The organism is Novosphingobium rosa NBRC 15208 (genome assembly GCF_001598555.1).
GTDB lineage: Bacteria > Pseudomonadota > Alphaproteobacteria > Sphingomonadales > Sphingomonadaceae > Novosphingobium > Novosphingobium rosa.
The window spans coordinates 85,902-95,616 of sequence record NZ_BCZE01000015.1 but is presented as its reverse complement, the minus strand read 5'-3'; the positions used below and the strand labels follow the sequence as shown (position 1 = coordinate 95,616).

Here is a 9,715-nt window from a genome sequence, read left to right as displayed (position 1 = left end):
TGTGCTGTTCTGCCAGTTGGCATAGGCCTGCTGTGATGCTGCCGTGTCGCTCGTGTTATAGAGCAGCCCATTGATGGCGTTCGTCGCAGCGGTCCCGCTCTCATTGTAGGGCGAGAGATTGGCCGAGTTCTGATCATAGATCGACTGCTGGAGGGCATTGTTCTGGTTGGCGGCATTGGTCGCGGCATCGGCAGCTTTGCCTGCCGCACTGGACGAAATGACAGAGCTGGCGACGGTTCCAGCAGCAACTGCTCCAACACCAATGGCTGCGGCAAGTCCCATTATGCGACCTCCCGCAATTCACGCCGAAGCGCATGGCGCAGCAGCTCGGACAGGCTCATACCCTCACGGCGGGCCTTTTCTTCGGCGGACGCGAGAAGGGACTCGGCGACACGAAAGCGAATGGCGGCGCCATGCACGGGCGCGCGGACACAATGGTTCATGGCTTATTCCATGGAGATCGAGAAAGGGGCTGACCGCTATCGGTCCTGGCTTCGAGATTCCGCAATCTGCGGCTTTGCTGCCCGTCCTGGGCCTCCCCGCTCCGGGGCTCATGCTTGCCGTCTCTGCGGCTATACGCTCGACTTTCGAGCAGCCCCCACTTCGGGGATCATGGGTGCAGATCCTATCGATCCAATTCCAGCCTATGCGGAACACCTGTTGAACGGACTACCCCATACGCTGCATCCTCGCAAGGGTCGGTCAGCACAATCCATCAATCAAGCTGAATATTTTCAAGCTTGGCCAGCAGCGCTTTCAACTGCGGGCTTATCGGTTTTAACGCTGACCAAAGCTTTCCTCCTTGTGCCGCGTCGTCCGCGTCGAAAATTTCTCCGATGGTGCAGAAGCGTCCGCCCTCATGCTCCAGACGATCGAGCCGTGCGCCAAGTCTCGTCATCGCGACAGCCTTTTGCCGAAAAGCGTTGGCTCGAAGGGCGACCATCTCCGACCGTCAAAGCTGCTGGCGGCGGCGGGACAATTGCTGTCGCCGGCCATCAACTCGATGCGGGTGACCAGGTGCCGGTCATCCGGCTGCGCCGCTTCCAGCTTTTCGATGCGCTGTTCCAACCTCATTTGGAATTTCTTTCTTCCAATACGGCAATCCGGCGGGCCAGATCCCCTGCTTCAACAATGCCCTTATGGGCAGCAAGTAGCGCCATGATGCGTCCGGCCTCATCCGGGGTACAATCTCCTGCCGCAACAGCCGCCAGCACGGCGGATGACGCCGCCACTGTATCGGCGGCGCTCGTGACAGGTGGCAGGGTGATTGAGATCGGGGCGTCCTTTCTCGGGGGCGCCAGACGATCCAAGCAAAGTCGTAGTGCCGGCCCATCACCACCCAGAGCCATCTCAACGGCCTTGCGGGTCAGGGCCTCGGCTTCTCCTTCCAGCAAAGCCTCGATCGCCAGCGTCACTTTGTGTCGCGTCCCACGAGGCTTACCGGCAGGGTTGCCACTCAGGCCTCGCTGGAACGGTTTGCCCCGCTGTTTCCCCGCTGAATTTTCAGGTCGCTCGACCACTAATCAATCCTTTGTTTTGCATCACTGCGGTGAGCTATTTTCCCCACCTCACTTACCCCACGAAAGCTACCCCCACCCCACCCCCACACCCCTTAAGAAGGTGGTGGTGGGGGTGGTTTTGGGCCCTCACTTCCCCACCTTTCCCCACCCCACTTTTCAAGGTGGGGAATCATGCCGTAGACCCCACGCGGATGAAGGGACGAGGGTTGCCCTTGCCGTCTGTTTCCCGGCTCACGACGAGGGAGCCGCTCTTGATCCAGGTCCGCAGAATGTTGGCAGCCTTCGCCTTCTGCGCTTTGTCATCGAGATCGAGGTTAAGGACATCGGCAACCACCTTGCCCGCCCATTCCGGGGACTGGATGCTCTCGCGCCAGTTACCGTCTGCGATAAGGCCCTGCGCCAGGCGCAAGTGATCAGTCGTCACGTCATCGAAGGGATCTGGCGTTGACCATGCCGTGGCGACGCCGACGCTATCCCCTCCGTCCGGTCCGTTTTCCAAGTGGACCGACACCAGTTCAAACCATTGACCGCTTCCAGCAGGCGCGCGGTTCGGCTTGGCGTCATCAGCACGAAAATAGCGGCGGCGCCGATCACGCTCGATCCCGTACTTGTCGGCTTCAGCTTCGGTCATGGTGTTGAGCGCCAGCCCGCCACGCGCTGCATCAACCAGTGACGAGGCGCCGCGTGAACTCTCTGCGGTCACCACCTCACCGCCGGTCTTGCGGGCGTGGTGAATCAGAATGACCGCACAGCCAGTAACAGAGGCGATGCGCGACCATTCCTTGGCGACACTGTCGATCGCAGCGTTATCGTTCTCGCTCAAGCCGTGGCTGGAAATGAACGGATCTATGACCAGCACATCAATCTGCCGGCTTTGGATCTCGGCTATGATGGCGGCACTCGCTTCCTCCGCGATCCGAGCGCCGTCACGATCTTGCCGGGCAAGCTTGAGCCCGGCGCCATCAAGGCCACTGTCGACATAGAGGCGGCCATCGAGATCGGCAGGCGTCAAATCCCAGTGCAGCGCGGCGGCCTGAATGGAAAAGGCCAGATCATTCAGGCTGTCCTCCAAGTTCCAGAGCCAGACCTTTTTGGGGCCGTCCCACACTTCCGCGCCAAGAAGCGGTCGCCCGCTACAAAGCGCCATGGCCATGCCAGTCACCAGCGCCGATTTGCCGGTGGCACCAGGTGCGACGATCAGAAAAACCGAGCCTCGCAGCAACTGACGACCATAAATCCAAGGGCGGCGCGGCAGGGTTTCGGGATCACGCCACTGGTAGGGAGTGGCGTAGATCGGGCGCCGTGGCGCAGCATCATGCCCATAGGCCTGATCAGCGTCTATCGTTTCGGCGAGGCTAAGCGGCATTGCGCGCCTCCCTGATGAAACGAGGGCGCGGTGTTGCTCGGTCGATCCCCGCTGCCAGTCGCGCCGCCAGCATGTCGTTATCCACGATTAGGTCCGGCACGGTACGCAGATAGGCCCATGCAGGGGACTGATCCGACCAATCCAGCAAGCACACAGCATCGCCGCCCGCGTTCATCCATTCCAGCGGTGTTGCGACGATATGGGTCGGTTCGCCTGTGGGTCCTGCCAGCAGATGCGAGCCCAACGCCCAGGCATTACCGGTACGCCAAAGCCAGCGGGCCGGTGCATTGGTCTGGAAAGCGATCAAGTCCACAATCGGACGCAGGATGATCGCCTCACCGAACACGCCGTCATGATACTCTGGCGTCACCACAGGCATGATGACTGAAGACACACCCTCGGGATCAGGCTGATAAAGACCGCCTGAAAGGCCCTGAACGCGCATCACGCCGAATTGAGCTTGCACCATGCCCAGACGGCAGAATGGCTCCATCTGGACTCCCAGCGCCAAAATCCGGTCAATGTGCTGCTGACGAACACCACGCATGGCGGCCTCCATCTCTTTTTCGAGCCAGTCAGCCATGGGCGCCCCCCGTGACAGGAGCGCCGCATTCGGCCAGAAAGGACAGGGCCTCCTCAGGTGAGTGGCAGACGCAGGCGCGATGGCCCCAGCGAGTCAGGCGCTCGATCCACTCGGCCTGATTTTCGCTGACCACGCCTCCAGGGCGTTTGAACTCAACAAAACACAGCCCGCCAGCCCACAACGCCATGATGTCAGGAAAGCCCGAGGAGATGCCTTCACGCTTCGCCTGCCTGATGGCAGCAGGACCGCGCTTCGCAGCGTTCGGCACAGCCACCACCGACACGGCGGGCGCGGCATAGCGCAGCCGGTTGCGAAACGCTGTCTGGATCTGAATTTCTGTAGGGTTGCTCATGCGCCTGCCCTCCGCAGACGTTCCGCTGCGAGCATCATCTCAATCTGGCGAACCGACAGATTATAGGACCGGCAGAGACTGTTGGCGCTGAGGTGGTCAATCGAACGCGCCATGGTCAGCATAAAGGCCAAGGCAGCCCTAGCCTGCGCCCGGGTGATGGAGTCAGCCATAGTGCGGCCCCCCAAAAGCCAAGGCCGCGACGATGGCTGCGGTTTCGATCGGCAGCGCAAAGCGGGCGGCGATCACTTGCGCACGGTGGGCGGAGAGGGTAATCGGGGTACGGAAGCCGCCAAGCTTTTCCGCAGCCCCGCCCCTCACGGCGGGGTTGTTTGCTTCCACGGTCAGCAGCCTTCCGAGATCAGGCGACGCAGGCTGTCAGCCAAGATCACACGACGCTTCCCGATTGTTCGGGATTCCAGCTTTCCCTCGGCAATCAGTTCATACAGGCGGGTTTTGCCGATGGTGCTGACGCGGCTAGCGGTGGCAATGTCATAGGCGAGCGGCTGGGGCTCGATGGTCGCGATGGCAAGCATATCTCAAGCTCCGCCAACGCTATGCGGGATTGCATGAACGTCGGCGGCCAACCATCTACGGCACAAAAATCATCCGTGGGAGGCGGTCAAATTCAGGTGAGTGAATTTTTTTGGAGTCGGCAGCAACTGCGCCCGCATTTGGGCCCCCAAGAAAGCGGGGGCCCAACCGAAACCGAGGCGCTGATAACTATGCCGCCTTGCGTTCACTGAGATGCCGCATGTCGGATTGGATGCGGTTGATTAGGAGATCGCGGAAACCTTCGCATTCGATGTCAGGATCTGCCCGGCAAAGATCGACCTTCTCTTGCAACTCGGCCATCGTTTCCACGGATGAGCCCGCCAGCAGCTTCCACGAGGCCTCATGGGTGAGGAGTGCATCTCGCAATGCCCTTTCGATAGGGTGGTCAAAGTCGAATGAATAAGCTTCGGAATATTCCCACTCGGTATGTGCCGCGCTGGTAGCCTGACGTTGCGAGAAGGTAATGTCAAAAACCTGCTTGGCTTCGGCAAGCGTAAGAACAGCATTATGCTGGGCGAGATAGCCTGCCAGCATGCCCGTCAAATCGTCACGCGGAGGCGCGACATCCTTCATTGATTGGTCACCGCGACCGTCGCCGATTTGGAGCGCCGACATTGCCTCCAAATCATGAAGCGCCGACAGAACAAGGCGTGCGTCCAGGTCGAGACTTGCGGTGGAGAGGGATGCCAGATCGTTCCTGCGAAGCGCTGCTTCCTGTTCAAACGAGCCTGCAAGTAGATTGGACAGGGCCGCCCGCAGTTTGACAGCGGCTCCGGCTGGCGTCGTCGCAGTCGCCTTGAGGATCTCATCCTCAGCGTTGCCAGCCGCGTCACAGTAGGCATTCTCAGCCGCTCGGCTTTCTGCACCTTCCATCGGTAGGGCTTCGAGGGCCTCCCGGTTAGCGAGAAACCTTCCCCATGCTGCATGGAGTGAGGCATCAACATTATGCGCCGCTGCTGGTGCTCCCAGCCAGAGTGTATAATCCGCCTTGATCTGTTCGATATATTCAGGAACCCAGGCGGCTTCTGGCATCATGTAATCGAGTTTCCATTTGGTCGCAGTTGGATCGCGCACCGGCAGCGTCATTATTGCGCCGAGCAATTCGCTTGCCCGATTGATGTCGTCATCATCCGCTTCTGGATCGAATGGCGTTGCCTCAACAGCCTCCAGTTCATTGACCAATGCCCAGAAGCCTTCATCCCGAGGGAATGCCGGCGGTACGAGCAAGCGTTCAAAGTCGGAGAGGGTTCGCTGCTGCATTTCCTCGCTCGACCAGTTGCTGGTTGCATCAGGCATGGCGGGCGGATGTGATCCACTCACCTGCTGTAGATCAGCCAAGATATGTTTCAGGTGGCTTTCACAGTCCCCGCCATCCCATTCTTGCGTATCGATCAGCACTTGGACCTTGCGGGTGACGGCGGCGATGTCCGGGGCTGGCGCCGAGATGAGGGTCATCAATGCTGCGCCCCGATCATATGCCAGACGGTCAAACCGATCTTGCACGGGTTGGAGCAGAGCCGATGCAGCGTCCCGGCTTGCGACATACTCGGCATTGCTATCGGGCGTTTTGATCGGCCAATGGTCGCGCCATGCACGCCATTGGTCGCTGGCAGGCTGGAGATACTGCTGATCAAAATCGTTCATTGCCTTGTCGGCATCGACATAAGCATGATTAGCCGCCTCGAATTTGGCGGCGGCTGCATCGGACAAGGCCGGGGTAAAAGAATGCGTCATGTCCATATCGTGCGATCCCTCTGACTGGCCGAGGGTTTGCCCGCTCGACGGCGGCGAGATGCCTGCAGGTTCGCTAACCTCTTGCGAACAAACAACCTTCAGATCGGGTTGCGGTGCAGAAAGTCCCACACGCTCGCGGATATGCACGATGACCCCGGCGCGTTGCTCGTCGGTCAGATCCCGAAGCATGGCATGAGCGGCGCTCTGGTTTTCGGGAGTCGTGCCCTGGCAGGCAATGCACAGGCTGGTCTGGCTCTCGGTGGCTAGGAACCCGCCGCCAATGGACTCAAAATGGGACAGCCACTGGGCAGCGTCGAAGGTAGCCGCAGGCGCGGCAGGCGTGATAGGGGCTTGGTTAGCCATTGTTTCGACTCCTCTAAAGTCGTTACTTGGTCAGGGCCGGTCAGAGGTTGCACCCTCCGGCTGGCCCGCTTTTCGCCCGGCGTTACCCGGTCGATCTCTTTGCCGCGTCCATCGACACGACATTATCTCCTGTTCCCGACAGTTCGGGCGCCACGAAGCGCCCCCAGCCGTCCATAAGGGCACGGCGCATGTCCCGCAGATCGCTGCGCAGATAGGCCTGCTCAGTTACGGTGCCGACACGGTGAGCCAGCGCCATCTCAGCCACCATAGCGGGGACGGTGGGCATCTTCTCGGCAGCCCAGTCACGGAAGGACGAACGGAAGCCGTGAACCGTCTCATCACGCTCGGCTAACCGCAGGATCTTGGTCAGCGACATGTCGGAAAGGGGCTTCCCAGCTTTAGCGCCTGGAAAGATCAGGCCTGTTCGCATCTTCTTGTCTGGCGTCAAACGCTTCAGCAGTTCCACGGCGGCATCATTGAGCGTGACAACGTGGGGAACCTTCATCTTCATGATGCCGGGCGGACGACGCCACTCCCGAGCCTCCAGATCGATTTGTTCCCAGGTCGCCTTCCTGACTTCAACCGAACGGGCCGCAGTCAGCACCGTGAAAAGAAAGGCTGCACGGCTGACTCCCAGCTCCTTAGCCACCTCTGAAAGGATGAATGTCGGAATGTCGGCAAAAGGCATCGCGGCGAAGTTGCCACCCTTGCGCTGCTTCGAAAGCCCCGAACGCAATTCGCGGGCATCAGGCAATGCCTCCGTTCGCCAGCCTCGCGCTTTTGCAAAGGCAAGCACCTGACCGATGCGGCTGCGCACCTTGCGGGCGATCTCGGGCTTCTCGTTCCAGATCGGCGCCAGCGCCAGCACAATATCCGATGCGCCGATAGCACCAACCTTCATGGAGCCGAGCTTTGGCACAGCATGATCCTTAAGCGAAGACAGGAACGCCTTCTCCGTCTTGTCGCCCCAGCCAGCTTTCAGCGCCTCATGGGCAGCGTTCATGGCCTCGGTGAACGTGGGTGCCTTCTGGCGCTCCTTGTCACGCTCAGCCACGGGATCAGCACCAGCCTTGGCCAGCTTGCGCAGCGCTGCGGCTTTCTCGCGTGCCTCGGCCAGCGTAAGGCTGGTTCGCTGCATCAAGGGAATGGCCGCCAGCGGATCATGATCACCGAATGCCCGATTGCTTTCGATCTCGACATTGCCCAGGCCAATGTCGCGGCTCTTGCCATCGACCTGCACGCGCAACACCCACGACTTGGCGCCAGTCGGCTTGATCAACAGACTCAGGCCCGCGCCATCTGACAGCCGAGCGTTGGTCGGCTTGCCGTCAGCCCCTTGGCCCGGCTTTGCAGTCTTGACCTTGATCGTTGTCAGCTTGCCCATGGCCGTTACCTCATCCGTTACCAAACTTTATGCCGGTTTGGACCGAACGTCAACGGACATGAGCGGAGGAGATGACCGATAATACCCCACCATACATAGGCTTTCGCGATCAACCCCGAACGCCACCGAAAATGGGTTATACTCCTACTCAGGGAGCCAGTCTTTCCAAAGCATTGATAATTAATGCTTTACAATGTCTCACTTTGAAAATCACGTGAGCCAGCCATTTCCCATCTTATTGATATATTCTGAATATTTCAGGGAAGTTGGATTTTTTCGGATTCCGATGTAGCAATCGAACTGCTGATCAGACCCATTAAGATCCAGGACAATTCCACGATCAGGCGCGGAATATAACCCACACCCGCACGCGGCACGATCATGCCGATCGTGAAGGAGCGCATGCTGGACAACTGCCGGGCGGCCATGTTGGGCCGATAGTCCAGATCCCTGATAGCCTGTTCCACGCGTTCCCGCAGATAGGAACGCACGGTAGGCTCCTTGTTGACCACGCGAGAGGCCGTTGTCACTGACTACCTGAGCCGCTTTTGCGACGTCTCGAATGGTCGTCACTTTCCCTTGCCCTAGCGCTTTGATCTGCTCCGCCTACACCAGTTCAAAAGCTGATTCTATTTCAAATGGGCTGCGTCTCAGCCCATGGCGGATGCTCTGCACGATCTGACGGATTGCAGTGCTGATGTGGTTGATGACAATCTCGGCAAGAACGAAGGCAAATGAACCAACGGCGAAATAGACGAAGATGGGCTGCAATCCGGACTTTCCGGATGCCACGCCCCACCGGTCAACCCGGGACCGTCCAGCGATGTGGCGGCTGCTGCCGGTCCTATACGAGAGGGGGAGCTGACAAAGCCGCCATCGCGCCTACTCGATGGAAACCCTGATACCTGCCGCTCATTCAGCTGTCTTCTCGCTGACCAGCCCCATATCCAGCGGCCCATTCCCGCACCGCATTCGCAAAAAGACGCAAGGCCGTGGGCGGATGGCGATTGGCTGGATAATACAGACAGGCGCCGGGAAAGGAGTGGTTCCATTCCGGCAAGACATTGACCAACCGGCCCGACGCCAGGTGCTCGCCCACCAGACTTTCAGGCAGCCAACCGATACCGATGCCGCCCAAGGCCGCTTCCAGCATCAGATTGGTGTTGCCCAGCGTCATCGGCCCCTGAACGTCGATGTTGGTGAATTTGCCGTCACGCTCCAGATCCCAGAGGTACAGCGCTCCGCTGGTGAAGCGGAAGCGGATGCAGGCATGGTGCAGCAGATCCTGCGGCACGCGGGGCCTGTCCCGCCCGGCAAGATAGGCTGGCGAGGCCACCGCCATAAACCGCCAGGGACCGCCAAAGGGAATGGCGATCATGTCGCGTGGCACATCTTCCTCGATCCTGATCCCCGCGTCGAAGCCGTCCGCCACGACATCCACCATGCGGGTATCGACAACGAATTCGACGTGAATGTCAGGGTAGCGGGCAAGGAAGGTTGGGAGGACATGCCGGATAAGCGGGCGCGCACCAGCTTCCGCCGCGCTGATGCGGATGCTGCCAGAGGGATGGTCGTGGGCAGATCCCGCCTCATCCACCGCCTCGGTGAGATCGGCCAGCGCCGGGCGCACACGCAGCAACAGGCGCTCGCCCGTTTCGGTCAGCGCCACCGAGCGCGTGGTGCGGTTGAACAGGCGCACATCCAGCCGCGTTTCCAGATTGCGGATCGCATGGCTGAGCGCCGAGGGCGACAGACCCAGCACGCGCGCCGCGCCGCGAAAGCTGCGCTGCTCGGCGATGGCGATGAAAGCGGTGAGTTCGGCCAGATCGGCGCGCAACATAGATGAAAAATCCAGAACAGG

Annotated in this window: 15 protein-coding genes; all 15 read right to left on the bottom strand. The window is 60.1% G+C overall.

Annotation, left to right across the window (positions count from 1 at the left end):
* Positions 1-282 (bottom strand): hypothetical protein (locus SR3_RS06785; RefSeq protein ID WP_218018766.1); only part of this gene is annotated, 282 nt, incomplete at its 3' end.
* A complete protein-coding gene (locus SR3_RS32765; RefSeq protein WP_157098677.1) occupies positions 282-443 on the bottom strand; it encodes a ribbon-helix-helix protein, CopG family in 162 nt (53 codons plus the stop codon). The genes SR3_RS32765 and SR3_RS06785, both read right to left, overlap by 1 nt.
* Before the next feature lie 272 nt (positions 444-715).
* A complete protein-coding gene (locus SR3_RS06780; protein WP_068082691.1) occupies positions 716-898 on the bottom strand; it encodes a hypothetical protein in 183 nt (60 codons plus the stop codon).
* Positions 895-1,068 (bottom strand): hypothetical protein, encoded by a 174-nt coding sequence (locus SR3_RS31125; protein WP_157098676.1) that lies wholly within the window; start codon positions 1,066-1,068, stop codon positions 895-897. The genes SR3_RS06780 and SR3_RS31125 overlap by 4 nt, the downstream gene beginning before the upstream one ends.
* 2 nt (positions 1,069-1,070) lie before the next feature.
* On the bottom strand, positions 1,071-1,520 hold the full coding sequence (locus tag SR3_RS30460) for a DUF5681 domain-containing protein (protein ID WP_169805570.1): 450 nt from the start codon (positions 1,518-1,520) through the stop codon (positions 1,071-1,073).
* A 169-nt stretch (positions 1,521-1,689) separates the two neighbouring features.
* Positions 1,690-2,886 (bottom strand): AAA family ATPase, encoded by a 1,197-nt coding sequence (locus SR3_RS06770; RefSeq protein WP_068082684.1) that lies wholly within the window; start codon positions 2,884-2,886, stop codon positions 1,690-1,692.
* On the bottom strand, positions 2,876-3,469 hold the full coding sequence (locus tag SR3_RS06765) for a hypothetical protein (RefSeq protein WP_068082681.1): 594 nt from the start codon (positions 3,467-3,469) through the stop codon (positions 2,876-2,878). The genes SR3_RS06770 and SR3_RS06765 overlap by 11 nt, the downstream gene beginning before the upstream one ends.
* Complete coding sequence (locus SR3_RS06760) at positions 3,462-3,821, bottom strand: VRR-NUC domain-containing protein (RefSeq protein WP_068082680.1); 360 nt, start codon at positions 3,819-3,821, stop codon at positions 3,462-3,464. The genes SR3_RS06765 and SR3_RS06760 overlap by 8 nt, the downstream gene beginning before the upstream one ends.
* 162 nt (positions 3,822-3,983) lie before the next feature.
* Positions 3,984-4,160, bottom strand: a complete 177-nt coding sequence (locus SR3_RS31120) for a hypothetical protein (RefSeq protein WP_157098675.1) — start codon at positions 4,158-4,160, stop codon at positions 3,984-3,986.
* A gap of 2 nt (positions 4,161-4,162) precedes the next feature.
* Positions 4,163-4,354 (bottom strand): hypothetical protein, encoded by a 192-nt coding sequence (locus tag SR3_RS06755; protein WP_068082677.1) that lies wholly within the window; start codon positions 4,352-4,354, stop codon positions 4,163-4,165.
* A gap of 187 nt (positions 4,355-4,541) precedes the next feature.
* Complete coding sequence (locus SR3_RS06750) at positions 4,542-6,470, bottom strand: hypothetical protein (protein WP_068082674.1); 1,929 nt, start codon at positions 6,468-6,470, stop codon at positions 4,542-4,544.
* Between the two features lie 82 nt (positions 6,471-6,552).
* Entirely contained in the window at positions 6,553-7,854 is a 1,302-nt protein-coding gene (locus tag SR3_RS06745; RefSeq protein ID WP_068082671.1) for a tyrosine-type recombinase/integrase, read from the bottom strand.
* Between the two features lie 257 nt (positions 7,855-8,111).
* Positions 8,112-8,384: a LacI family DNA-binding transcriptional regulator gene (locus SR3_RS06740; protein ID WP_084455073.1), complete on the bottom strand. Its 273-nt coding sequence runs from the start codon at positions 8,382-8,384 to the stop codon at positions 8,112-8,114.
* Positions 8,385-8,460: 76 nt separating this feature from the next.
* Entirely contained in the window at positions 8,461-8,625 is a 165-nt protein-coding gene (locus SR3_RS31115) for a hypothetical protein (RefSeq protein ID WP_157098674.1), read from the bottom strand.
* A gap of 145 nt (positions 8,626-8,770) precedes the next feature.
* Positions 8,771-9,694: a LysR family transcriptional regulator gene (locus tag SR3_RS06735; RefSeq protein WP_068082664.1), complete on the bottom strand. Its 924-nt coding sequence runs from the start codon at positions 9,692-9,694 to the stop codon at positions 8,771-8,773.
* Between the last annotated feature and the right edge of the window lie 21 nt (positions 9,695-9,715).

Coding starts and splice junctions, on each gene's coding strand:
- SR3_RS06735 (WP_068082664.1), bottom strand. CDS start 9,694: ATGTTGCGCGCCGATCTGGCCGAACTCACCGCTTTCATCGCCATCGCC.
- SR3_RS06745 (WP_068082671.1), bottom strand. CDS start 7,854: ATGGGCAAGCTGACAACGATCAAGGTCAAGACTGCAAAGCCGGGCCAA.
- SR3_RS32765 (WP_157098677.1), bottom strand. CDS start 443: ATGAACCATTGTGTCCGCGCGCCCGTGCATGGCGCCGCCATTCGCTTT.
- SR3_RS06770 (WP_068082684.1), bottom strand. CDS start 2,886: ATGCCGCTTAGCCTCGCCGAAACGATAGACGCTGATCAGGCCTATGGG.
- SR3_RS06755 (WP_068082677.1), bottom strand. CDS start 4,354: ATGCTTGCCATCGCGACCATCGAGCCCCAGCCGCTCGCCTATGACATT.
- SR3_RS06750 (WP_068082674.1), bottom strand. CDS start 6,470: ATGGCTAACCAAGCCCCTATCACGCCTGCCGCGCCTGCGGCTACCTTC.
- SR3_RS06765 (WP_068082681.1), bottom strand. CDS start 3,469: ATGGCTGACTGGCTCGAAAAAGAGATGGAGGCCGCCATGCGTGGTGTT.
- SR3_RS06760 (WP_068082680.1), bottom strand. CDS start 3,821: ATGAGCAACCCTACAGAAATTCAGATCCAGACAGCGTTTCGCAACCGG.
- SR3_RS06780 (WP_068082691.1), bottom strand. CDS start 898: ATGACGAGACTTGGCGCACGGCTCGATCGTCTGGAGCATGAGGGCGGA.